The 24,983-nt window shown below is 58.3% G+C and carries 14 protein-coding genes and 1 tRNA gene; 8 read left to right on the forward strand and 7 right to left on the reverse strand.

What is annotated here, in order from left to right:
- Positions 1-859: 859 nt before the first annotated feature.
- Both Pan216_RS10460 and Pan216_RS10465 read left to right on the forward strand, forming a co-directional pair.
- Positions 860-8,539: an Ig-like domain-containing protein gene (locus tag Pan216_RS10460; protein ID WP_145257942.1), complete on the forward strand. Its 7,680-nt coding sequence runs from the start codon at positions 860-862 to the stop codon at positions 8,537-8,539.
- Positions 8,540-9,013: 474 nt separating this feature from the next.
- On the forward strand, positions 9,014-9,526 hold the full coding sequence (locus tag Pan216_RS10465) for a hypothetical protein (RefSeq protein ID WP_419193498.1): 513 nt from the start codon (positions 9,014-9,016) through the stop codon (positions 9,524-9,526).
- Positions 9,527-10,737: 1,211 nt separating this feature from the next.
- Here the strand turns inward: Pan216_RS10465 and Pan216_RS28230 are convergent.
- The gene (locus Pan216_RS28230) at positions 10,738-10,956 is read right to left on the reverse strand and encodes a hypothetical protein (protein WP_419193499.1); all 219 of its coding nucleotides are present in this window, start codon (positions 10,954-10,956) and stop codon (positions 10,738-10,740) included.
- 1,773 nt (positions 10,957-12,729) lie between these two features.
- Positions 12,730-13,974 (reverse strand): ISL3 family transposase, encoded by a 1,245-nt coding sequence (locus tag Pan216_RS10475; RefSeq protein ID WP_145257944.1) that lies wholly within the window; start codon positions 13,972-13,974, stop codon positions 12,730-12,732.
- 473 nt (positions 13,975-14,447) lie between these two features.
- Here Pan216_RS10475 and tnpA (Pan216_RS10480) point away from each other — a divergent pair, with 473 nt between their 5' ends.
- From tnpA (Pan216_RS10480) to Pan216_RS10490, 3 genes are all read left to right on the forward strand, one after another.
- Positions 14,448-14,801, forward strand: a complete 354-nt coding sequence (tnpA, locus tag Pan216_RS10480; protein WP_145257927.1) for an IS66 family insertion sequence element accessory protein TnpA — start codon at positions 14,448-14,450, stop codon at positions 14,799-14,801.
- Between the two features lie 2 nt (positions 14,802-14,803).
- Positions 14,804-15,196: an IS66 family insertion sequence element accessory protein TnpB gene (gene tnpB, locus Pan216_RS10485; RefSeq protein ID WP_145257945.1), complete on the forward strand. Its 393-nt coding sequence runs from the start codon at positions 14,804-14,806 to the stop codon at positions 15,194-15,196.
- A gap of 335 nt (positions 15,197-15,531) precedes the next feature.
- Complete coding sequence (locus tag Pan216_RS10490; RefSeq protein ID WP_145257946.1) at positions 15,532-16,578, forward strand: IS66 family transposase; 1,047 nt, start codon at positions 15,532-15,534, stop codon at positions 16,576-16,578.
- Here the strand turns inward: Pan216_RS10490 and tnpA (Pan216_RS10495) are convergent.
- On the reverse strand, positions 16,500-16,847 hold the full coding sequence (gene tnpA / locus Pan216_RS10495) for an IS66 family insertion sequence element accessory protein TnpA (protein ID WP_145257947.1): 348 nt from the start codon (positions 16,845-16,847) through the stop codon (positions 16,500-16,502). The genes Pan216_RS10490 and tnpA (Pan216_RS10495) overlap by 79 nt on opposite strands.
- Positions 16,848-16,912: 65 nt before the next feature.
- Between tnpA (Pan216_RS10495) and Pan216_RS10500 the strand changes: the two genes are divergently transcribed.
- Positions 16,913-17,770, forward strand: coding sequence for a phage late control D family protein (locus tag Pan216_RS10500; protein WP_419193500.1), 858 nt, complete (start codon positions 16,913-16,915; stop codon positions 17,768-17,770).
- A 54-nt stretch (positions 17,771-17,824) separates the two neighbouring features.
- Here Pan216_RS10500 and Pan216_RS10505 read toward each other — a convergent pair.
- The 4 genes from Pan216_RS10505 to Pan216_RS10520 all read right to left on the reverse strand — a co-directional run bounded on the left by Pan216_RS10505 (position 17,825) and on the right by Pan216_RS10520 (position 20,095).
- Positions 17,825-17,897 (reverse strand) — tRNA-Ala (locus Pan216_RS10505).
- A gap of 180 nt (positions 17,898-18,077) precedes the next feature.
- The gene (locus Pan216_RS10510; protein ID WP_145257949.1) at positions 18,078-19,145 is read right to left on the reverse strand and encodes a protein arginine kinase; all 1,068 of its coding nucleotides are present in this window, start codon (positions 19,143-19,145) and stop codon (positions 18,078-18,080) included.
- Entirely contained in the window at positions 19,132-19,452 is a 321-nt protein-coding gene (locus tag Pan216_RS10515; RefSeq protein WP_145257950.1) for a UvrB/UvrC motif-containing protein, read from the reverse strand. Before Pan216_RS10515 ends, Pan216_RS10510 begins: the two co-directional genes overlap by 14 nt.
- Before the next feature lie 121 nt (positions 19,453-19,573).
- Positions 19,574-20,095 (reverse strand): UvrB/UvrC motif-containing protein, encoded by a 522-nt coding sequence (locus Pan216_RS10520; protein WP_145257951.1) that lies wholly within the window; start codon positions 20,093-20,095, stop codon positions 19,574-19,576.
- Between the two features lie 296 nt (positions 20,096-20,391).
- Between Pan216_RS10520 and Pan216_RS10525 the strand changes: the two genes are divergently transcribed.
- A complete protein-coding gene (locus Pan216_RS10525; RefSeq protein ID WP_145257952.1) occupies positions 20,392-21,696 on the forward strand; it encodes a PQQ-like beta-propeller repeat protein in 1,305 nt (434 codons plus the stop codon).
- Between the two features lie 235 nt (positions 21,697-21,931).
- A complete protein-coding gene (locus tag Pan216_RS10530; RefSeq protein ID WP_145257953.1) occupies positions 21,932-24,709 on the forward strand; it encodes a hypothetical protein in 2,778 nt (925 codons plus the stop codon).
- The last annotated feature ends 274 nt before the right edge of the window (positions 24,710-24,983 follow it).

Below are 24,983 nucleotides of genomic sequence, written 5' to 3' on the forward strand. Positions count from 1 at the left end.
GATAGGGGACTTGAACCCCTGACCTCTTGAATGCCATTTAGCCGGCCGAAGCCTCAAACCCTCTGAAAATAGCCACTTACGCTTCGCCTATTCTGCACGAAAGCGTGCCCTTTGCAAGTATTCCGTGCCCGTTTCCGTGCCTGGATTCGGCTGCTGCCTCTTGACGCTTCATTGTTGGAAGAATGCCGCTGTAGCCGGATAGCTTCCGCACAGGTACGTCGATGGGTGCGTTCATCTCGCAACATTGAGACGGTTCTTCGACCGAATCTCCGATTGAAGCTCGTGACGCAACCTATTATGAGTCAAGGGGCCTGCGCCAAACCACCTACTCGCCGGGCCAACCCAATCAAGAAAACGCGTGACATCGGGCGTGATACTGGTAAATTTGGCCCATCGGGAGCCAGGGCGGTGGATACTTCGGGCCACGAGGCGTGCAGGAACGCACGATTCTTGGCTCGGTCCGTCATCCGACTGTCTCTCGTCCAGCTTGGTCATTGGTAGACCTTGCTGGCGGTCAAACCACTAGGTCAAAGCGGTCTTCTCACACGGGTTACTGGCTGCTTCAACACAACACAACCTGCTTGGATACTTCGACACGCTTCGAGGATGAAGCGTTGCCCGGGAACTAGCTTCTCAATGACGCCGATGCTTGGCGGCACAGCTAGTTCACTCCGGAGGTCACGGACGACGGGCGACCTAGGAAGGAGTCGCTCAAGGGTAGATGCTGCGCGCTCAGCGTCGCATTCCATCCTTGTGCTCACAGAGATCAAGCTTTCACGATCTCGACGAGTCTCCTCCCTCTCTTCGCCACCCAGATCCATCGTGATGCGAGTACACTCAACTGCCTGGGAGCTTCCACATGCGCCTTCCGATCTCCATTCTCCCCGACGACAACCACTCCAAGCGTGAGCCGAACTCAAAGTCACGCCTCACTCGGGCTCTCGGTGTCGAAAGGCTGGAGCCGAGGGAGACTCCCACGGACTACGCTTGGGCCTCACTGCCTTTTCTTCCGATGGTCTACGGGCTGTCTCAAGCTAGCACGCCTGAGCCGGAGGAAGCCGAGTCTCGCCAAGAGGCTTCCGAACAACCCGTGGAAGCCCAAACGGATGTCGGAGCCCCTGTTGAGATCGAGATAGTCGACGATGATCAACTTGAAGATGGATCGCGGCGGTCGCGAGTTCGACGCGATAGCAGAGCGTCATCCTCGGATACCATCAGTGAAGCCGATGAGTCCGAAGAGGAAGACTCCTCGGATCCTCTCACCGATGACCTCCTTTCCTCGAAAAGTGAAGGGGAGTCGACCAATGGAAACACGATGCGGCCGGCTTCCAACCAGACATTCTTCGCGGGAGCGAACTTCAGCCAACAGACCAACCCGCTGGAGGCAAGTCAGATCCAGTCGGCAGGAGGATCGCTAGGGGCGGACAATGGAGCCCCTGGCGCTGCGCCCACTCTCCCATCTCAGCCTCGCCAGCCAGTCTCGCCTGAAGACGTCCCTCCAATGTTCCTTTCGTCGGTCCAGTCGTCGTCAACGCTGTTCTCGGACGACTTCGAACGTGCCGATAGTCCAGATCTCGGCTCCTCATGGAGTCAGGAATTCGGCCAGTTCCGTGTCGAGTCTGGCAAGGCAACAAACGACACGCGTTCCGTGGCAACTGCCGACGGAGTTTCCGCAACGAACGTGACGGTCAGCGCGGATGTCGCTCTGGAGAGTGGGACCGAGAATGACGACACCGGTCTCGTCGCTCGCTACCAGGGGACGGGCGACAACACGATGTACACGGCAACGTTTCGCCGTACGAACGGCACCGTGTACGGCTTGATTCACGTCGTTCAAGATGGCCAATGGACTTCGTTGGCGTCAGGTACGACGAGTGCCACATCAGGCCGCCTTCGCTTCGATGTCTTTGACGACACGTTGTCCCTCTACCTCGACGACACACTCTTGGCCCGAGCCGTGGACGGTACCCTTTCCGGGCCCGGCAAGATGGGCTTGCGCAACCACTATGGCGGTTCGACAACCGACAACTTCAGCGTCGATGAGCTCGCCGCAAACCCCACTCCTCCGGTCACGCTTCCTTTCGCCGACGACTTTGAACGTGTTGACAGCCCAAATCTCGGTACCCAGTGGACAAACGAATTCGGCAACTTCCGTGTTGAATCAGGGGCAGTGACGAACACCTCGCGTTCGGTCGCGACACTCTACGGAGTTACTGCGACAAACGTTTCCGTGAATGCCGACGTCTCCCTTGAGGCAGGTACTGACAACGAAGACACGGGATTGATCGCTCGTCACCAAGGTAGCGGTGACGGCACGATGTACGCAGCGACTTTTCGTCGAACCAACGGAACGGTACGCGGCCTCATCCACGTAGCCCAGGGTGGACAGTGGACGCTCCTGGCTTCCGGGACGACGAGCGATGAGTCGGGTCGGCTTCGCTTCGACGTCTACGACAACACAATGTCCCTGTACTTGGATGACCAGCTCCTTGCGCATGCAGTAGACGATACCATCTCCGGGCCGGGAAAAGTCGGACTTCGAAACCACTATGGTGGCTCCACGACGGACAACTTCAGTGCGGAGGAATTGACGTCCGACCCAGTCCCCGCAGCCGAATTCCCGTATTCGGACGACTTCGAGAGAGTTGACAGTCCGAACCTCGGTCTCGGATGGATCAACGAATTCGGCAAATTCGGTATCGCTTCAGGCAAGGCAGTCAACTCTTCACGATCCGTCGCGACAGTTGCTGGACTGACCGCAACCGACGTCTCACTCAGCGCAGAAGTAGCCCTTGAGTCTACGACGGACAATGAGGATGTGGGCTTGATCGCCCGTCATCAGGGTGATGGCGACACCACGATGTACGCCGGGAAACTCCGCCGCATCAACGGGACGGTCCGAGGCTACATTTACGTTGCCGTCGATGGTCAATGGACCACCTTGGCGTCTGGCGTCTCCTCGACGGAATCGGGACGGCTGCGATTCGATGTCATCGGCAACACACTTTCCCTTTCCCTGGACGATGTGCTCCTAGCGGAAGTCACTGATGACACGCTCACCGGTCCAGGCAAGGTTGGGTTGCGAAATCATTGGGGCGGATCCACGATCGACAACTTCAGCGTAGATGAGATTCCGGCAGGCCCCCTTGCGTCCGAGATTACCCTCTCCCTCGTCAGCGACAGCGGTGCTTTCGACGATGACCTGATCACCAACGACGCATCGATCAGCGGCACGATCAATGGAGTTTATGCCTTTCTGAACATCGGCCTCGACAGCATGTCGCAGGACGAATACGTATCGATCAGTGCAACGCTGGGAGCATTCAGCCTCACGAATGCCGAGATCGATTCACTTCTCGGTCCGCTCGCCGATGGCCAACACACGCTATACGTTCGAGCTCTTGATGTCGATGACTCGGAACTCACGAGTCAAAGTCTGCCGTTCACGCTTGATAGGACGGCGCCAGTGATAAACCATTCAGCCCCCCTCGATGGCTTCAGCTACACGGCGGATGCGTCGCTCGTTGGCTCCATTGCCGATCTTTCGTTTCCGGGATCTCTGCACTACATGCTAGACGGCGGCCCTCTGACCTCGGTAGCCGTCGATGCTGGAATGACATTCGACCATCCGTTTGGGATTCTAGAGAATGGTAATCACCACCTCTACATCGAAGCGAATGATCTCGCTGGGAATGCAATTGCTCCTATCGATGTCCACTTCACCGTGAAAGAGACGCCCATTGCTGTAGACGACTACTACGACACGGATGAAGACACTCCGCTCGTCATCGACAGGACGGTTGGTTTGTTAGTCAACGATACCATCATTCCGGGAACTGTAGTCGATCTCGTTACAACACCACACTACGGATCCATAGACATCAATGAGGATGGTACTTTCATCTACACCCCGAACACCAACCGATATGGGGAAGACTCTTTCACCTATCGGCTTTTCGATGGCGTGCTTGCGACCAACACGTCCACGGTTACAGTCTCCGTTACTCCGACTCCTGACGCACCCTCCGTCTTCGATGACTATTTTGCTCTCCCCGACAATGAAACAATGTCGATCGATCTTGTCCGGGGCCTCTTGAGCAACGACACCGACCCAGATGGCGGTGTCCTCACAGTGACGATCGTTGATGGGCCAGATCACGGAACCTTGACGGGCAATCCAGATGGGACATTCACTTACGTACCTAATCCCGACTTTGTTGGCGATGACACATTCAGCTACGAGGCAACCAACGACAGCGGAGATAGCTCTTTGGGCACCGCCCATCTTGAGGTCGGTATAACTGATAACATCATTGTCGAACACGACAGTAATCTTCTTGAAATAACAAACATTGATGCAGATGCCGTAGTAGTAACGACTGAGAGTGGATTCATCAGGATCAATGGCCGCGACCCTTTCTCAACCCCTTTGGAAGTGGACGACGTCATCCTCGTAACGGTGAACGGAAGTGATGGTGACGACTATATTGATCTAAGGAATCTACAGCTAACAAACAGGTATGCAAAGACCACAGTATGGTCAAACAATGGTGACGACACGGTCCTGGGAAGTGCTCACAAAGACTTCTTGTCGGGTGGGGACGGCAACGATGTGTTGTACGGATCTGGCGAGTCCGACCAGCTTCAAGGTGATGCCGGAAACGACATCGTTCACGGGGGCGCAGGTGAGGATGTTATTCGTTGGCATTCGGGAGCAGACATGCTCGATGGAGGAGAGGATGAACGGGGTGACTGGCTATATGCATTTGCGAGCGGCCAGTTCGAGCAAGTTGGGAATTCTATAACGACTACAGATGGAGAGATGAGTGCCATTACGATGGCTCTCGGCTTCGAGAAAGCCCGGGTTTACGGAACAGAACTCGACGATGACATCAAGGTTCTCAGCTCTCAGTTTAACGCGATTGAGATCTATGCCTACGCAGGGCACGACACTGTAAGGGCAGGCGGAACCCAAGACACCAGGATCTACGGTGGGACCGGAAATGATCTGTTGACGGCAATAGGTGGGGGGAATCATTTTGTCTTCGGAGAAGCGGGTAACGACACAATACTGGTTGCTACGCCGGAAGACACCGATGTCTATGGAGGCATAGGAGATGACTCAATCGTTGGAGGGCCTGGCAATGACCGGCTCTATGGGGCTGGTGGCAACGATACGCTCGCAGGTAGTGCCGGGAACGACAGTCTCTATGCGGATCAGGGAAACCCGCTATCAACAGGTGGCCTCGATTCACGTTACTACTTTGGTGGTGGACGTGATGATGTCCTCCTGGGGGGTGATGGCAACGATAGGCTCTACGCACTATCGGGCTACGATTCTCTCTATGGTGGACGCGGCGATGATTGGTTGGTCACTTCCGGCACGACCTCCTTGTTTGGGCACGGTGAGTTCCTGCTACACGGTGACGACGGTAACGACACCTTGTCCGGAGGGGTTGGGCGTGACACGCTCATTGGCGGATCTGGAGACGATTCTCTGGACGGACACCATGGCGTTGATGATATCGATGGTGTAACCGAAGACAACGAGACGCTACTGGTCCCAGTTCCTTTTCCCGACAGCTATTTCGTTGTGTCGGGGTATTCGCTTGATGTTGACGCGGCCGCTGGCCTATTGTCAAATGACATCGCGATAGGCGACAGTCCAATTGAAGTGAGCCGAATAGTAGACCGTGGGTATGGTCAGATTGCCTACACTTCCGATGGTGCGATTGCGTTTGCGGCCACTACTTCTTCGGGGATCAACTCCTATCAGTATGTTGTAACGGACGGTGAATTCGAAGTCACGTCGCAACTATTCGTCACGGTGCTCGATCTGGCAAAGGTGAAGCTGCCAAACGGACGCACCGTGCCAGATCACGAAGAGGAGTCCCCCGGTCCATTCATCTTCCTCAACGACAACGACGACGATCTCGATGGGGTCGTTGACTACGATGATCCCGACGTCGACACGGGCGATGAGGATTTAGCGGTCATCGAACTCGACCCCTACGCAGCGTACGGCGACTACACCTTTACCTACGACAGCAATTTCGTTCGGCTCTACCTCGACCGCGAAAAGACAATGCTTGTGGCGAGCGGGAGTTCTCTCACTTCGACGGATGTCGGGCAGCTCTACGTCGAAGGTGTCGCCACGAGCGCGGAATACGACTCCGGCCGTGTGACGGTCTCCTGGGCTAGCCACGACGGTCTCACCTCCGGCTCGGAAATCGTCAACTTCAACGTTCTCAAGTTTGCCTGGTACTCCCCCGATCCCGATACTGGTGAACCAGTGCCCGCAGACGACGTCGCGGTTGATGCGGAACCAATTCCAGAAGTCTCATTGTCGGTTGTTAACCAACAGATTGTCGCGAATGGAGATCTACAAATCACGGTTGAGGCTTTGGTCTACGACGAGCTTTCGGAGCTCATGGAGGATCCTGCCAACCGGCTACAGGAATTGACGTTCACCATTGATGGAGTGGCCGTTGAGACAGTCACCAGCCTTCCGAGTATCGCGGGAGGTACGCCACAACTACCATGGCGTCCCTATCCGTTCGAGGTCGTCGTGCAACGAATGTTCACAATTCCCAGCCCGGGAGGCTCTTCGTACTTGTTGCGAGCCGAGACGTCGGCAAACGCAGCCGGCGAGATTGGTTGGGATTCGGCCTATGTCTCCGTCGACTGGAAACAGGTTGGAGTCATTGAGCCAAACAGCGGATCAACCCATTTGGGGCTCTCTCTCGCGTTCGATGGCCCCATGGATCTGCTGACGCTGGACGCCGTTCAGGCGTACGTTGGTGATCGTGATTCGACGCCCGACGATCCAGTTCTTCTCGAAGTCGCTGACCCCGGCTCCCAACTTTTTGTAGGTGACCTTTCGACATCCGACGATGTGACCTCGACGATCGAGGTTCAGCTCCCTCTCGATCTCGCTTTCACCGTAGGCGTCATCGATCAGTTCACCGCGCCGATCACCTACACCTTGGATGACGGTACGGTCTTTCACACAACAGGGACTTTCTTCGAGTCCGGACCGGACAGCTTGCGATTCACCCAGGTCGAGACGCTCCTGCCCAACGCCACAATCCTCACCTCCGAAATTGGTGATCTACCGGTTGGTGTCTTTGCTCCCTTGCTTGGGGAGCCAATCGAGGGAGAAGGGTCGCCAAAGGGATGGATTCAGACAAGGGTACTTGCAGTCGAAGGTCTTCACGAAGAAACGGTTGATGCTGTCACCATCGAGATCAACGGTGTTGCCCAAGAGGTCGCGCCGTTCACGTACAGCCCGGAACGGCAATACGTCATCAATCCGAACTTTCCTGACAATCGTCCTCGTGTTTTCGTGATCCAAACGTCCATCGAGCTACCAGAGAACGTCGGGATCGACAACCTACAGATACGCAATCAGGGTGGCTACATCACAGCGAGCCTTATCAATGTGAGCAACAACGCGGCGCTCAAAGACGCCAAAGTCTTTGTCATGGGTCAAGATCCGATTCCCAATCCACCGTCTAGCGAGCTTTCCAGTCCTACGCTGACGATGGAGAAGCTTCTCATCTACTTCGAACAGATCTATGGCGACGAGGGACTCCGCCTGCTGGCTGCCTACCAGCAGCAGACGGGCTCCGTCTTCGAAATAACGCCGATGCCCCTTTGGTGGCCTTGGAAGTACAGCTTCACGTTTGCCACCGGCGAATCATTGAAGATACAGATAGATCCGACGACGAATCCCGTGGGTGCTGCAGAGTATCTCTTTGAGGGTCTTGAGAAATCCCTTTCCTACTACAAGAACAATCTGCTCAACAACGGAGTCCCTTTCGAAGACCTTGGCCGATATGCGCGCGGTGTCAAGCAGATTGGAGAGACGGCCAAGCCTGTTGCTGCAGCATACCTGAATGCCTACATCAGTGGCCTGTCGATTGTCAGCGAACCTTTGGATTGGGTCTTGACAATCGAAGAGATCTCGAAGGGGAATTGGGAAGCATGGATTGGCTTCTGTCCATTTCTGTGTGCTGCGGCAGTTCGCTCCGGAAAAGGCCTCATCATCAGGCATGCTGGCGAATCCTTGCGGTTCGCTGGGCCCACACTGGAAGCAGTAGAGAAAGCGTCAAAGAAGAGGTCGTACGCTGAACGGTGGACTGAACTCGAACAACTCGGATCCATGCTGACGATTCAAGAGCGGCAGTTTCTGGTCGATAGCCAGTTCTTGAGATCTGTGAGCACCTACGAAGCATCGCTCAAGTCATATCGTAAAGCGGTTCCCGCTCCGGGGCACATGGCGAATCCTCAGCCCCACCATGATTTTCCGGAAGCGTTCAAGGACGAATTCCTTGCACGCGGCATCGATCCGTATAGCCTTTACTATATGCGGTGGGTAGACGGAAGTCCCACTGGGACACACCAGTCTTGGACGGCAGCGTACAATAGGCAATGGCGTGAATTCTTCGAAGACGAAGCAGCACTTGGTCGGCCCTATACTCGACTAGAGCTTCAAACTAAGATGTTTGATTTGCGAGGTACCGGACTCTATCCGTAAGTGTGGCTCCTTTGGAGAACTGTCATCATGAACCTTGTCCCGGCTCTTTTCAGAGTCAGTCCATCTGATTTCACCAGGGGGTTCTGCGCGTTTGTGTCTTCGGGATCGTATGAGCCAATGCCGGTTGGAGGGCCACCGCTCATACGTGACCCAATACATGTCACCGTCAAGGAGGGTTCGAAGTGGCCAGATATCGCATCATTATCGTTTAGAGGGTGGCGACTGCTTCTAAAAAGGGAGGTCGTCACGACTGTACTATCAGGGTCACAGTGCTTGGAGGCATTCCCTATTGTGGTTGACAAGATGCCGAAGCGATTGCAGGCATCGTCTGTCCCAGACTACTGTCACGTCGCAATCGTGAGCCAGATCGATGTTGAATTGGAGAACAGCAACTTGGGTACTCCTCAGGTTCCATTGCGATATGAACGACTAATCCCGAAGTTAGGCTCTTGGGACGGATCGTATTTTTTCACGATGAAGCAGTTCCCGGGGCCGACATGTTGTAGCATGGCGGTCGTTGAGCTCGCGCGAAGGCATTGTTGGAAGAACTTCTATTTTGAGCCCTTGGATACAAATAAACGTATTCTGCGACATCAGACGAACTATCGAGGGGTCGACTACCTTGGAGAAACGTGGCCGCCCAAGGATTGGTACCCGGTTCCTCCACAGGTCGGGCGTTCTACAGAAGAATGGATTTTGGCATATCTGTCGGACGATGTGGAAGAGTCCTCTGCTGCACGCAGTGCCATCATGTGTCTGGGGAAAGAAGCGATACCAGGTCTCGCTATGGAGCTTGACCATCCAGATTTGAATCATCGCATGAAAGCAGCACAGATCATTGAATCGCTAAACTTGTATGAACGGGATCCGGTCGATGACTCAACTGCAGAACGTGTTCGGGAAGTCTACCTCGAATCACCCGAGCTCTTCGGCAAGGCGCCCGAGAAGGGCCGAGGTTCCATTCTGGATCCTGTGTTGCCAGAGTAGGGATACTTGAAGTACTTTCTGGCACGTGGCATAGGAGTGTCGTCAGGCCTCGATGTGACTCATAAGACAGATGATGGATTGAATTGTCGACATTTGAGACGTCTGGCCAACGAGATGATGGTGTCCCTTTATGTGCAGTGTTGAGGAGACGATCCCGAAGAGACTTCCCGGTCAAATCGCTGTACGACCGCTTATTGGGAGAGTCAGGCGCACGAGGAGAGGATTCCTCGGGAGACACGCCTCTTTGCTTTTCAAGCTTTTCATGTGTTGCACATTTTTCCTCGAATTCCGTGCCTAGATCCGTGCCCCAAGGGACGCTCGCTCGATCGCGTGTCTTCGCTGACCCCATGACACGATCGAACCAACAGTCCGACCCGACGGACTTCCGTTGACGGTGTCGTCGTCCATCGAATCCGATAGGGTCAGATTCTCGTCGACTTCCAACTCAACGATGCGATCATGAATGCTTGATTCCTTCGAGGCCCCCAGCTAGGATGAGTTTTGGGGAAAGGACTGCCCCGGTTTCGAAGACTCTTGCTGGTCGCCAAAAGCGACAGGGTTCCGCCAAAGGGAGGCTGGGACGGACTTCGACTCCATGAGCATTGTGACGCTCTACCTCGCCTGTCATTGCGATGCCCCAATCGCATTCCGCGAGATTTCCGATCAACAGAGATCGGCGGTCTTGCGGTGCGCATTTCCCAGACAAAGTGTTTGCCTCCGTTCCTGACGACCGCCGTCTCATCCTTTTCGAAGAAAGGATGGCGTATGGCATTAGGGCAAAAGCCCGTCAACGGGTCCAAGGAGACTGCGCTCCCTCTCCTTGTTTCAATCGAATCGCTCCGCCTTCTCGTCGAGGAGGTCCTGCGATCCGTGGATTCCTTCCCAGGGTGGCCACTCGGTCGAGCGGCTCTCCAGGAGAGTGAGGCCGCCGCTTGCATCGGCGTCAAGCCTCATGTCCTCCGGGACGCACGCCTTCAGCATGAGCTACCTCACACTCGCGTGGGCCGCACGGTGACCTACACCGCCGAGCAACTCAAGTCCGCCTTGGACCGCATGTCCATTCATTCATGAATGTCGTCAGTAAGTATCTTCCGCTTCGTGGATTCCAGCTCAGACGATGGCCGGAACTGCACGGCGGCAAATAAGGAACAAACGCTATGAATACCAAGCAAGATTCGAACCCGAATGGTCAGACACACTCGCTTCCCAAGCTACCATCCACCATCGGTAAGGAGGAGTTCCAGATTACCGAAACCGGATCGTTTGAATTGCGAAGAGACCGGCGTGGCAAACTGGATCAGGTGAGACTCGCGAGTCACGCTGTCCAAGTGGCCGAGATTCGATTCGTGATTCGCCGTCGCCAAGTTGAGGTGCGCTACGTCCTGAAGTTCCACGCCGAGCTTGGCTCCGTCGAGGTCGAGGTCACGCATGCTGACCTCGACGACGAACGGTCGTTCCTCCGTGCGGTTCCCCCGGGGTTCTCGCTCGCCTCGGAATATCGGGCGTTTCACAAGCTTCGCTCAATGCTAATGCGTCAGCTTGAAACCGCCCGGCACGTTGCCGTGGTGACTTCGTTGGGATGGTTCGTTTGGGGAGGCAAGCCCAGCTTCGCCCACGCCGGCGGGGTCATCCGTTCCGCTTCGAAGCAGTTCGGTTCCGGGACCAGCAATGCTCTCGGAACGCCAAATCCCTATGGTCTGGCCGACGTCGATAAGATCTGTTCCGATGTTCCGATTCTCGGAGGCGGGAAGATCTCCATCGACGACGTCGTCGTCGAACTGCCCGAGCAATTTGCGAAGTACCGGTTCGTCGAACTCCAATCGTATACGGAAAAGGAGATAAAGAATGCGCTAAACTGTACTCTCGCCTTGTTGACGTTGGGCGATCCGTCTGTGACGTACATCTCGCTGGCTGCCATCTTCTACTCGGCCGTGAGGGACCCTCGGTTCGCGCTCTTCCTGTATGGAGAAACGGGTTCCCTCAAGACGGCGTTCGCCCTGCTCCTTTTGTCCTTCTTCGTTGAGAATCCTCAAGAGTCGGATTTGGCAAGTTTTGCATCCACCGAAAATGCCATTCGTGCCCGCTTCACGGTCAGCGGCAACGTGGCGGTCGTCGTCGACGACTACAAAGAGCCTCCTGGTTCACGTGCGTCGTCCGCGACAACAGAGAAGGCGGACAACGTTATCCGGTCCATTGTCAACGGCAACGGTAGAGAGCGAGCCCGTCCGGATGGGACGCTTCGACCCAACGATCCTACTCGCGGATTGGTCATCGTGACAGGCGAGAATTTTCCGGAGAGCCTCGGGTCCCTAAAGAGCCGGACCGTAAACTTGGAGATCAACCGATCCTGCTTTGCGAACGCGATTGAAGAAGTAAGCTGGTACCCGAGGAATCAGTTCGCTTCGAGTCAGGACTTGGCGCGGTCAGGTGTCTTCAGGACCGCGATGACGATGTTTATCCTATGGGTAGCGGAGAACTATTGTAAGATACAGGAATTCGTTGACAATCCAGGCCCCGGACTAGAGTTTGACGAGAAGCTCCATCGGCGGTTTCCGGATGCGGCTCGTGCCCTTTTCGCGGGAATGTCTGAGTTCCTTCTCCTCGCGAACTCGATGAAGGTTATTTCCGACGCTGAATATGACGATCATCTGCAAAAGACCGTTGAGGCATTGTATGCAATGCAGCACAAAGCGCTCTTGGATGCGCTTGAGGAGAAACCCACGGAAAGGTTCGCTCAGCTGTTGGTATCAGCTCTCGCTTCACAGATGTGTCATCTTGAGATCGACGATCTTGGGGATTACTTCGATTTCTGCGATGGGCGGGAGTGCGAGATTCCGCCAGAACTCCTTGGATACTCCAGGGTGGCAGCGATTGCTCCTGACGTGTCTAATAAAGACGGAGAAGAGAAGGCTGGCGAAGCAGAAGAGGAGGACGAGGACCAAGAGGAGATGACCTTCGAGACGTTCCCCTATCGTCCCCATGGGATGAGAGTCGGATGGTTCCGAGGTGGCCGAGGTGGCGTGATCGACTTGATACCAGACGCAGTATTGGCCGTGACGAATCGTCTAGCGGCAAATTCTGGGGCAACACCAATTCCAAACAAGAAGTCGTTCGGAAAGCTGCTCGCATCGGAGGGATGGATTGCGGATAAGTACAAAGACCGCAACACCTACAAACTTCGGGTAAATAATCTTGCCTCGTCTTCAGAATTCGTGGGTCGATGGTGGCTCGGGGAGGTTGCCGAGATTGTGATAGAGAGCGTATTTGAGGGTGCTGGGGTCGCGAAAGCCGTAGGATCGGCGGGTCGTCAATTTGACCTTCAGATTCATTCCCTCGACGGCGCCCGCGGAAATCTCTCCTTTTGCCTCGAACCAATTGAAGATCTGCTCGGCGTGACGCTCGAGGGTTCGTGCCAGGTTGCGCATCGGTTCGATCCGTGTGCTCAAGGCCCGGTCGAGCCACTCCTGGAAGAAGGATCCGATCCGCCAGGGAGCCTTGTAGTCCCAAAGCCGCTGGAAGTCTTCCTTCATCAGGTAGCACTTGACCGTCCTGAGGTTGTGCGTCAACAACTCGTTGAGACGAAGGACCTCCTTGCGTTTGAGGTTGCCGCGACGCTTGAGCAGCAGCCAACGCGTCCGCTTGAGCACCTCGAAGCCCTTGCGTTTGAGTTCGCGAGCCTCCTGGGCCCGCACCTTGTCGATCGCCTTGTTGAACAACTGCATGATGTGGAAGCGGTCGAGGATGTGCAGGGCCCCATTGGCCTCGCGAGCGATGACCGACAGGTAGGCCTTCCACATGTCGCTGCAGATGTACTTCAGCCGCTCGGTTCGCCGCCTGCCGAAGAAGCGAAAGAAACGACCGAGCGTCTCCTTGGTCCGGTCTTGCCCGACCCAAAGCAGACGACGCGATCCGCGGTCGATCTGATAGACCAGGGTGAAGTACTGATGGCCCTTGCGGTAGGCGACCTCGTCGATGCCGATCGCCTCGATCCTTTCCAGGTCGCGATGGCGGATTCCCCAGCAAACCGCCATTTTCACCGCACGAAAGACGGTGTGCCAACTCGTGCCGAAAATCTCGGCGGTCTCGCACCAGCTCAAGCGTTTGGCCCAACGGGCCAGGAACCATTGGAAGCTCGACGTCGTTCGCTCCTTGCCCGAGGCCCAGGGAATGCGTTCCACCTTCACCCCGCAAGCAGGGCATGCGACCCGCCGCGCCGCGTAGACGAACCAGACCGCCAGGCCCCACAACGGCACGTGCTGAAAACGGCGTTCCGGCAAGTGGTCGTACGTGCCGCCACGATTCCCGCAACCCGAACAGATCGGCCGGCTGCGACGCCGTGGGCGAATCCGAACCAGCAGTCCCCGTTTCGACGAATCGGCCCAAACCACCGATTCGTAGACGAAACTCCCGTGACGCTCCAAGGCGTTGAGGATAACCTGAAGTCGCATCCCGTCTCTCGCGGCTGGCGTTTGAAGAAGTCCTTGCAAACTCCATCATGCGCCACTCGAGAGCGGGATGCTCTTTTTTGGCCTCCTGCCGACTTCTCTCCTTTCCGCTTGACCAGTGGAACATCCTCCCCGCCAACGGCCAAGGAGGAGTCTTTGCCGGGCGACCGAAGCCGAGCCACGATGGCGAGAATGCAGGGCGAGCGAAGCGAGAAGACAAGGCAAAGCAGCAGCCGGACGCGGCCCTTGGCATACGGCGGTAACCTCCACTACCAAGCGGAACGGAGAAGACACTCACCACCCACAGATTTGGCAATAGAGCCACAAATCTTTGGGTAGGAGGAAAGCATACAAGATGTCGAATTTGAACACATCTAAGTCGTGGGTGTCGGAGAAGAGTGAGCGTTGCAACGGTGGCGTCTTTTTGTTTGCGGTAGGCTTGGGTTGGTTGGCCCTGGTTTGTCGCGAGGCGGAAGATGCGAGTTCGTTGTGCGGAGAAGGAAGCGTATTGGCGGAAGGTCGTTCGTCGGCAAGAGGAGAGCGGGCGGGGCGTTCGGAGGTTCTGCCGGGAAGAAGGGATTTCGGAGGCGTCGTTCTACGGCTGGCGGCGTGAGCTACAGCGACGCGATCGAAAAGAGAAACGGTCGACTGCGGTCGATGGCGGTGGGGCGTGTCCGTCGCCGTTCGTGGCGTTGCGGGTGGTCCCCGAATCGACGAGCGTGATCGAGATCGTTCATCCCCGAGGCTACATCGTGCGGGCGCCGGCCCAAGTCGACAGCGACGCCTTGCGCAAAGTGCTTGCGGCCCTCGAGAGCGTCGAGGAGGAGTGAGCATGTGGTCGGTCCCTCATCAGGTGCGGATATTCCTGGCTCGGGAACCGGTCGACATGCGTAAGAGCTTTCACGGGCTCATCGCCTTGGCGGAATCGGTGCTCGAGCAAGATCCGCTTTCGGGCCACCTGTTCGTCTTCATCAATCGCCGCAGAGATCGGATCAAGGTTCTCTATTGGGGCGGCGTCGGCTATTGCATTTGGTATCAGCAGTTGGAAGAAGGGAGCTATCAGCTTCCCGACGTCCAGTCGGCCGACGACGAGGCCGGCATCGAGATCACTGCCGGACAATTGTCACTCATTCTCGAGGGCATCAACCTCTCCTCGGTCCGGCATCGCAAACGCTTTCAAGTCTCCGATCAGCACCGTGACACGCCGTCGTCCCGTCGTTCGTGACTTCCCTTCACTCTTTCCCGAATGATGCTCGCCGCTGCTCCTTCGTGACGCCAGTTCCCCGTCGCGGCGGCGAGAGCCTGGAAGCCATGGGACGGCACGCGACCAAAACCGAGCTTTGTCTTCGGTTGTCCTCGGGCCCAGGGTTCTTCGCTTGCCAATCTCGTTGGACGATCGACCCTGGCGTTCTCTTCGCGAGCGACAACGATGTCATGGTGATGGCAGCGACGAGGTGGACTCGCAGGTTTTCTCGTCATTCCGTCGAAATTGCTGAAACTGCTCTGGCGCCTCCGATGTCGACGTGCTAGGGTGTCCCCGCGACAACTGAGATCGGTTTGATGGACGCCTTCGACATGAACCTCCCCCACGATATCGACGCCTGCCACGAGTTGATCCTCGAACTCGATCGGGAGCGCCGACGGCAAGCCGCCGTCATCGCCCAGCAACAAGAGACCATCGCCCAGCAGCAAGAGACCATCGCCCAACAACAAGCAATCATCGCTCAGCAGCAGGAGACGATCGATCGCTTGCAGAGCGACGTCGACTTGCTCAAGCGGACCTTGTACGGCCGGCGGCGGGAACGCTTCGTCGACGATGCCCAGCAGGGGCTTTTGTTCGACTCGACAATCGTCGGGGCGGACGACGATTCAGGCTCCGGCGACGACGACGAGAGCGATGACGACGAAGAGAGCGATGACGACGAAGAGAGCGATGACGACGAACCGTCACCGGAACGCCGCACGAGCAAGGGACGCGGCCGGCGTCTCTTCCCCGACCTGCTGCCGCGCAAGACGGTCCGTCACGAACTCGACGAGCAAGAGATTCCCGAGGAACTGAGGAGCGACCCGACCGCCCGGCGGTTCTTCAAGAAGACCAGCGAGCAACTGGAGTTCACGCCCGCTTCGATCCATGTGATCGAACATTACCAAGAGGTGATCCTTCGCGACGAAGCATCGGGCGAGACGACGATCGCCACGGCGAAGAAACCGCCGCAGTTGATCGACGCTTACACCGGCCCCGGCTTCTGGGCTCATCTGACCGCCAGTCGCTTCGCCGACCATCTGCCCTACTACCGACAAGAGGACATCCTCGCTCGCCACGGCTGCCGCATCGGCCGCGGCACGCAGCAGCGTTGGCTCTTCGCCTTGGCCTTGGCGGTCGCGCCGTTGGTCGAACTCATGCGTCGGCTGGCGTTGCAATCCGAGGTGCTGGGCTGCGATGAAACGCCGGTCAAGATGTTGGCGGGCGAGCCGCCTGGCTGCACCAAGACCTATCTCTGGAGCACCGTCGGCGACAATGCCCATCCCTACGACTGCTTCCACTTCACGCCCGACCGCAGCCGCGATGGACCGGAACAGTTCCTCGCCGGCTTCCGCACGATGTAGCCTCGGGGATGAACGATCTCGATCACGCTCGTTGACGTCGGCGCCAATCGCAACGCCACGAACGGCGACGGACACGTTCCACCGCCATCGACCGCAGTCGACCGTTCCTCTTTTCGATCGCGTCGCTGTAGCTCACGCCGCCAACCGTAGAATGACGCCTCCGAAATCCCCTCTTCCCGGCAGAATCGTCGAACGCCCCGCCCGCTCTCCTCTTGCCGACGAACGACCTTCCGCCAATACGCTTCCTTCTCCGCACAACGAACTCGCATCTTCCGCCTCGCGACAAACCAGGGCCAACCAACCCAAGCCTACCGCAAACAAAAAGACGCCACCGTTGCAACGCTCACACTATACGGACCAAGCGGGCGAGTCGGATTTCGAGTTCGCGAGTCGGCTGATGGAAGAAGAGGGGATCTACTACTACTTCGTCCACGAAGAGTCAGCCCATCGGCTCACGATTGCCCCACGTCGCTCGGCGCGCCGCAACCGCCGTCGAACGCGTCGAACGCGTTCGATCCGACCTCGTGACCGACCCGACGATCGTTCGCTCGGACAACGGTTCACCAACTCCGATCGTGCGTTTCGCTTGCGTCGTGATGGGAACGAGGTCATCGGCATATTGGTGATCAGCGCTCGCATCGGCGAGATCGTGCTGAGTCCCTCGGCGGGCAAGGAGCTACTGGTTCATCATGCGGACACGCTGGCAGTCGGTTCCGCGGAGGGGCAATGGCTCGCGCTGTTTCAGGATCGAAAGCTGGTGTCTCTTGGTGACGAGTCGCGGGGAAGCGTTATCGACATTGGGCCCGAGCTCGATCCGATCGTCGGTGCGGCGGACGACGTCGACAAGCTCTCGCTGCGCCGGACCGAAAGCACCGATGAGATCGCGGTTGGCAGACGCTTTACCTATGGGGTGGGAGATGGCACTCGGAACATGATCATCGTCGTGGCGACCCCTTTCGCTCGGGTGACCCGCGAACAGTTCGCCGTCGAGGCGTCCTGCGCCCCGATCATGATCATGGCGTTCGGGGCGATCTCCATTTTCGGGCTGGTCGTCAATTGGCTCTTGCGCGAGTTCGCCCGATCGCTGCTGGGATCGAGGACGGCGCTTTCCCGCCGCGAAGAGATCAGAGATCGGGCGGATGGGATGCGAAACCGCGGATCGCGTTGGACGTTCGAGGCTGGACGCGGGTAAAAAGAAAGCCCCACAGTCAACTGCGGGGCCAGCCGAATCGTCAAGCTATGAAAGTGGAGGATAGGGGACTTGAACCCCTGACCTCTTGAATGCCATTCAAGCGCTCTCCCAACTGAGCTAATCCCCCGAACGGTGGCGGAGGGTAAACCCGCCACAGACAGATATCGTACGGTTCAAGGAACTCATCGGCAAGCGAATGAGCTGGCGGGATCCATCGAACTCGATGATTTTGATGTTCCGAGCGAACGATTGAGACGAGCGAGCACGTCGCCCATCGACCCCAGCAGGAACATGACGCGGTGCTGGTCTAGTTGGCCGACTCGCTGGTGTTGGTGAGGCGGCGACGCAAGTAGGTCGCTCGAGCGATGTTGCGTTCTTCGCTCTCGAGCGGCTGGCCCTCGATCTTCTGAAGGTGGGCCGGCTGGGTATGGATGAAGAGATCATTGATCATGCCGACGTTGACGTCGGGGATCAGGTTCAAATTGACTCCCATTCGCACGCTTGAGAGGAGATGCATCGTCTCCTCGGAGCTGATCGTCTGCGCGGTGCAGAGGATGCCGTAGGCCCGGCTGACGCGATCGTGGAGCGTTTGCTTACTCTCTTTGACGAGTTCGGTCCGAGCGGTGCGCTCGTATTGGACGATCTGGGGGACGACCACCTCGATGTTGCGGAGGATCTCCGCCTCGGTCTTGCCGAGGGTGACGTTGTTGGAGATCTGGTAGAAGTCGCCGGAGGCCTGGGAGCCTTCGCCGTAGAGGCCGCGGACGGCGAGCTGAATTTTTTGCAGGGCTCGGAAGACGCGGTCGATCTGTTTGGTCATCGCCAGCGCGGGCAGGTGCAGCATGACGCTGGCGCGCATGCCGGTGCCGACGTTGGTGGGGCAAGCGGTGAGGTAACCGAATTCCTCGCTGAAGGCGTAGCGGACCTTGTCCTCGACCAGGTCGTCGATTCGGTTGCCGAGTTCCCAGCAGGCCTGGAGACTGTAGCCGCTGCGGAGGACTTGGATCCGAAGATGGTCCTCCTCGTTGACCATCAGGCTGACGTCCTCACTCAGCGCGATCGCGACCCCGCGTGCACCATCAGTGGTGGCGAGTTCCCGGCTGATGAGTTGTCGCTCGACGAGGAACTGGCGATCGATCGAGTCGAGTTTGTCGACATCGAGGTAGTGGAGATCCTCTCCGAACTCCAGGTCGTCGGAAACGGTGCGAAAGGTCGCTTCGATCTCGCGTTTTTCGAGGTCGCTGGCTCGGTTGCAGAAGGGAAAGTCAGCCAGGTTTCGGGCAAGCCGCAGTCGGCTGGAGATCACGATATCGGATTCGGGTCCGTTTCCCCGCAACCACTCGCCGCTCCTGGTTGCGAGGTCATGAAAGTCCATCGTAACGCTCCTTGGCCCGAATCTCGTCGCGCAATCGAGCCGCCTCCTCGAAATCCTCGGTGTGGATCGCTTGTTTCAAGCGGTAACGCAGTCCCCGAATGGCGTTGGGGGACTCCACCGACTCACATGATCGGCGTGGGCGTTTCCCAGTATGATGCGTTGCCCGGTGAACGCGGTCAAGTAGTGGGACGATGCCGTCGCGAAAGATCACGTAGTCGTAGGGACAGCCCAGACGCCCCTCCTTGCGGAATTCCATGTACTTGATCCCGCAATCGGGGCACTGAAGCTTGGCAAGTTCGGTCGTCATCGAACGTCAGTTTCCCACAACTCGATCACCCATGCTTCGAACACCGCGAGTCCAGCATACGCGCTACGCTGTCACTGAATCAAATCATCATCAGCCAGTGCCCCGGTCTGTCGCGGAGAGGCTACTCCGCATGATCGCCGCGAAGCCGGTCGATCTGATCCCGAAGTTCGGCGGCCCGCTCGTAGTCCTCGGTGGCGATCGCTTGCCGCAGTTCCTGGCGGAGCTTGATCAGCTCGGTCTGAACGCGCGTGTCGGCGGGGAGTCGGCCGGGGACTTTTCCCACATGACGGGTGTTGCCGTGAATTGTCTCCATGAGCGGCATGAGGTGCTCGCGGAAGGCGTCGTAGTCGTGCGGGCAGCCCAAGCGGCCGCTCGAGCGAAACTCGGCGAAGGTCATTCCGCAGACCGAGCATTCAATGTCGGTTTCCAACGGCGAACTGGGTAGACCGACGGAGACTTCCGCCTTGGGCTTCTCGGGAACTTCCGCGAGAGCCGCCGAGGTCACCGACTGCTCCGGCGTCGCGTTGAGGTAGTGGTGGGCACACTTCGGACAAAGATGAACTTCCGAGTACTGCCCGCCATCATCGACTTCCGTGATGTGAAAAACCGCGCGTTCGGGACACTGATGGCACTTGAGCTTCATCGCGACGTTCCTACCTGAGGCTCCATCGGGACCGCAACCTCTGGCATTGTAGTCTTGCGACGAGGCGGCCGGGCTCTTGCAAATTGCCCACGACACGCGAATACTGGATGCGTGACGGCCAGGATTGACGGTTTGGTTGCTCCTGGCAAAATGGTATCACCAGCCAGATTGACGTCAAGCACACCCCGTTGAAGTGGTGCTCGATCGAGGTAACCCGCCAGACTCTTTCCACCCACCGATGTCGATCGGCCGCGCCGGCGGTCGAGGCACGAACAATCCATCAGGAGAGTGAATTCATGACGCTCGGCAACTTGATCCCTGGGCATGGGCGCGCCTTTGGGCTCGCGATCATGGTGACTTGGTTGGCATGGACCAGCACTCGTGCCGCCCACGCCGAATCGGAGTCGTGGCCGCGCTTCCGGGGGCCCAACGGAACGGCGACCTCCTCAAGCGATTCGATGCCGTCGGAGATCGGTCCGAGCAACGTCCTGTGGAAGGCGAAGCTCGGCGGTTTGGGCCACTCGTCGCCCGTCGTGGCGGGAAACCGAGTCTTCTTGACCTCCGCGGAGGACGAGGGGCGTGTCCGGTTGATCCAATGCTTCGACGTGACGACCGGCAAGCTCCTCTGGCGAGCTCAGTTCCCCTTCGCCACTCACAAGAAGCACAAGCAAAACACCTACGCGACCGCGACGCCGGTGACCGATGGCGAGTTGGTCTTTTTCGAGTTCACCGATCCCGAGGACCACGTCGTCTACTGCTATACGGTTGACGGTCAGGAAATCTGGAAACGCTCGCTCGGGGCATTTGACGCCGGCCACGGCTCCGGATCGTCGCCAATTCTCCACAAGGACAAGCTCATCATCTTCAATGATGACGATTCCAACTCCTACATCATCGCGCTCGACAAGGAGACCGGAAAGCCGGTGTGGAAGGAGACTTGGGCGTCGGAGAAGGCGGCCTATAGCACTCCGTTCGTCATGAATGTCGACGGCAAGGACCAACTGATCTTCTCCTCGATCGGCGGCATCGAGGGGCGGGACGCCGACACCGGCAAGCAGGTCTGGGTCTGCGATCGGTTCGACATGCGGACGGTCGGTTCGCCCGTCCTGGCAGATGGCTTGATCGTCGCGACATGCGGCAGTGGCAATAGCGGCAAGAACATGGTCGCGGTCCGTCCCGACGGCAAGGGGGATGTAAGCGAGACCCACGTCGCGTGGGAGAGTTCGCGTTCGCTTCCCTACTGCGTCACGCCGGTCGCGCATGGGCCGCATCTGTTCATGGTGACCGATCAGGGGCTGGCTCGTTGCGTGGTCGCGAAGACCGGCGAGGAAGTTTGGACGAAGCGAATGAACCTCGGCGGGCGTGTCTTCTCCTCGCCGCTATTGTTGGGGGACCGGCTTTTTATCTTCGGCGAGCAGGGTGACGTGAAGGTGATCGCGGCCGAGTCCGCCTATCGGCCGATCGCCGATTCCAACCTTGAGGATCATTTCCTGAGCACTCCCGCGGTCGCCAACGGCAAGATGTTCGTCCGAGGCGAAGACTTTCTCTGGTGCCTGGGCGATCCGTCCACGAAGGCGGCGAAGGCTCCCCCGAAGTCCTGAACGTCCAGGTGTTCCTCGATCGCGGGGAGTGTCTTGTGTTTCCCAAAACGCCCGGTTCGCCAAGAATCGGGCGTCCTTCCCTTCCAGAGCACCCAGTTTCTCCCATCTCGGCCCGCGATATCACTTCGCGCGGTTCTTCTTGCTTGCTATAGGCTCGGCGGCGCGGACTCAGCGCGCGACGAGATAGCGACCGCCAACCCGGTCGACAGACGAGTATTCAGCGGGAGACCACACCATGAACCACCCCCGGGTCCTCGGAGCGATCGCCATCCTGGGCGCCTTTGTCTCCCATGCGTCCGCCCAGCAGATCCACCGCGAGACGTTCGAGGGAAAAGAGACCCAGATGCGCTTGGGCATCACCGATGGCCAAGTCCGCCTCCTCGAACACGGGCTCGTCTCGGATATTGCCCACAGCGGCAACCAAGCCGAACGCTTCAAGGTCCGTCTCTCGAGCGGCCGATTCGCCTACATCGAGTTGCTTCCGCCCAAAGCACTGGTCTTCGAGGAATTGCAGATCAGCGCTTGGGTCTACTCCGACCGGCCCGGCACCCGTCTCGAGGCGCGCGTGGTGTTGCCGAAAGAGGTCGATCCGGAGACGGGAAAACCGCTGACGACACTATTGCCGGGCGACGCGTACGAAGTGACCGATCGCTGGCGACGCCTTCAAATCCGCCGACCCGATCTACTTTTGCGCAAACAACAGCAGCTACTTCAAGCCGAACGAGGACGAAACGTCGACGTCTCCGACGCCTTCGTCGACCAGATCGTCTTCAACGTCCATACCGGCGTCGGCGATGTCGACGTTCGCATTGATGACGTCAACATCGGACCGATCGTGCTGCGTCCCGGGCTCGCGGAGATGCGCGGCGACAAGAGCGTGCCGATCGTCCTTCGCGACGAGAAGGGACAAGTGCCGAAGGTGCATCGGCCCCAGGTCGCCAGCGACCAAGATCGCAAGCGAGTTCGTATCTTGCACGACCGCCTCCTTGTCGGCGATCGTCCGTTTTTCATGCGGGGGATCCGGAGAACCGACGCTCCTCTCTCGACGCTCAGCGATGCCGGTCTCAACACGGTGTTGATGGACTGGCCCATCAACTCGGAGTTGATGAACGACGCCCAGAAGCGGGGGCTGCAAGTCCTCCCCGTGCTGCCGATCACCTCGGCGAGTCGCGCCACGCTCGTCTCGGCCAACCAGGGACAAGTCGCGCTCAAATCGAACGATGGGCTCATCGACTTGGAGTTCGATTCTCGGGAGATGGCCTATCTGCTCGGTCGCGGACTCGATCGCGAAGAGGAGCCGACCGTCGCGTCGGTGGTGCGGACGATTCGTTCGCAGGACCCGATCAAGGGTAGGCCGATCACCGCCGACGTCTCCAACGCCATGCGAAGTTACACCCGCGACTTGGACATGGTCGGGGCTCACCGCTACCCGCTGATGACGAGTCTCGATCTGAACGCCTATCGCAAGTGGCTCCTGGAACGGAAGCACTTGGGACGTCCCGGTACGCTCTACTGGACCGAGATCCAGACCCACGTGCCGAAGGAGTATGCCGAGCTGATCTACGGTCACGATCTGTCCCAGCCCTTTCAGGTGCCGATCGGTCCCGCCCCAGGGCAGATCAAGGCGATGACGTATCACGCGTTGGCGGCCGGCTATCGCGGACTCGTCTTCTCCTCCGACAAGGCGCTTTCGGAAGCGGCCCAGGGGAGAGCCCGCATGCTTCAGATCGCGCTTCTCAACCTCGAATTGACGCTCATCGAGCCGTTCCTGGCTGGTGGCAATCCGCCGATTCCCGCCAAGACCTCCCATCCGGAAGTCGGAGCGACCTCGTTTCGGCATCAACGCGGGACGCTCGTCGTGCCTTACTGGCGTGGTGGCAACTCGCAGTATGTCCTCGGGCAGGCCGCGCTGGCCAACTTGCAGGTGATGGTCGAGAACGCTCCCGAGGCGGCGCAGGTCTTCCAAGTCAGCTTGGCGGAGATTCGTTCGCTCAAACGTCGAAAGGATCTTGGCGGCATTCGGGTCACGGTCCCGGAGTTCGACATCGCCAGTCTCGTCGTCCTTTCGACGGAGCAGGGGCTCTTTCAGCACTACCAGGAGTTGATTCACCAGGTCTTGCCGCACGCCGCCGATTGGTCCAAGGAACTCGCGGAGATCGAACTGGCCGAGACCGAGCGAATCAACGTTCAACTCGAATCGTCGGACCAGCGGCTGGAAAAGAACATTGGGACGCTGCACGAGGCTCGCGATCGACTCGAGGCTTGCCGGCAAGCCTATGAACGACGCGACTTCCGCCAGACCGTCTCGGAAGCCCGACGCTGCCTTCGTCTCACCAGGCTCGTGCGACAGGTTCACTGGCACATGGCGATCCACGGCCTCGACTCGCCGGTCGCGGATCCCTACGCGGTTTCCTTCTTCACGTTGCCCGAGTCGCGTCGTTTTCGCGCTGGTCTCCAGCAAGCCCAGTTCGGCGACAACTTGCTGCCCAGCGGTGACTTCGAGACCCAGGGAAATCTCGACGCTCTCGGTTGGCGCTACAAAGCCACTGGGGATGATCGAGTCGACGTGCAAGCGCTACTGGTCGGTTCGGCGCAGGAGGGCAAGCAGGCGCTGGAACTGCGCGTGGTCGGTAAGCTCGATGCCGAGCGGGAGCTTCCGGTCGCGGTGGCCGAGCACCTACGGGTCGAGCTGGTCAGCCCGCCGGTCAGTGTTCGCCGCGGCCAGGTGGTACGCATCACCGGACAGGTCCGGCTGCCCGCGGGTGTCGCGGGAAGTGTCGACGGCGCGATGATGTGGGACTCGCTCGGGGGAGAATCGCTCGCGCGACGCGTGACGCACTCGCCGAACTGGACATCCTTCACACTCTTGCGGCCCGTCAATCGCGACACCGATGTCCGCCTTCACCTGGCGATGACCGGTCTCGGCGCCGTCCAGTTCGACAATCTCAACATTCAAGTCACCGACGACGCGACCGTGCCGCTTGCCGGCGCGTTGGAGCCCGCCGGTCTCTAGTTGGCCGCTTGAGCAGGCCGGACGGATTGATCTTGCATGGTGTTGAAGCGTCGTCTATAGGCCCTGCTCACGAAGACCAAGATTCACCCAACGTCGAACGGAATGAGGCAAGCATCAGATACCGCCTGCGCGACCCCAGTGTCAGCGCAAGGCCCGCTTGCACTGTTTGAAGTTGCTTCTTTGGACGACGGCATCGACTTCGGTTGTCGCGCGACCCAACTGCCGAACGGGGGTTCGGAGGCTGTCGCGACGCCAATCGTGGCGAAGGATCAAT

The sequence above is a fragment of the Kolteria novifilia genome (assembly GCA_007748055.1).
GTDB classification, from domain to species: domain Bacteria; phylum Planctomycetota; class Planctomycetia; order Kolteriales; family Kolteriaceae; genus Kolteria; species Kolteria novifilia.

Bases quoted from the DNA above. Each gene is read 5' to 3' on its own strand.
- Pan216_RS10530 (WP_145257953.1), top strand. From the start codon at position 21,932: ATGAACCACCCCCGGGTCCTCGGAGCGATCGCCATCCTGGGCGCCTTT.
- Pan216_RS10475 (WP_145257944.1), bottom strand. From the start codon at position 13,974: ATGCGACTTCAGGTTATCCTCAACGCCTTGGAGCGTCACGGGAGTTTC.
- Pan216_RS10465 (WP_419193498.1), top strand. From the start codon at position 9,014: ATGAAGCAGTTCCCGGGGCCGACATGTTGTAGCATGGCGGTCGTTGAG.
- Pan216_RS10460 (WP_145257942.1), top strand. From the start codon at position 860: ATGCGCCTTCCGATCTCCATTCTCCCCGACGACAACCACTCCAAGCGT.
- Pan216_RS28230 (WP_419193499.1), bottom strand. From the start codon at position 10,956: ATGCGTGACCTCGACCTCGACGGAGCCAAGCTCGGCGTGGAACTTCAG.
- Pan216_RS10515 (WP_145257950.1), bottom strand. From the start codon at position 19,452: ATGACGACCGAACTTGCCAAGCTTCAGTGCCCCGATTGCGGGATCAAG.
- Pan216_RS10510 (WP_145257949.1), bottom strand. From the start codon at position 19,145: ATGGACTTTCATGACCTCGCAACCAGGAGCGGCGAGTGGTTGCGGGGA.
- Pan216_RS10520 (WP_145257951.1), bottom strand. From the start codon at position 20,095: ATGAAGCTCAAGTGCCATCAGTGTCCCGAACGCGCGGTTTTTCACATC.
- tnpA (WP_145257927.1), top strand. From the start codon at position 14,448: ATGCGAGTTCGTTGTGCGGAGAAGGAAGCGTATTGGCGGAAGGTCGTT.
- Pan216_RS10525 (WP_145257952.1), top strand. From the start codon at position 20,392: ATGACGCTCGGCAACTTGATCCCTGGGCATGGGCGCGCCTTTGGGCTC.
- tnpA (WP_145257947.1), bottom strand. From the start codon at position 16,847: ATGCGAGTTCGTTGTGCGGAGAAGGAAGCGTATTGGCGGAAGGTCGTT.
- tnpB (WP_145257945.1), top strand. From the start codon at position 14,804: ATGTGGTCGGTCCCTCATCAGGTGCGGATATTCCTGGCTCGGGAACCG.
- Pan216_RS10490 (WP_145257946.1), top strand. From the start codon at position 15,532: ATGGACGCCTTCGACATGAACCTCCCCCACGATATCGACGCCTGCCAC.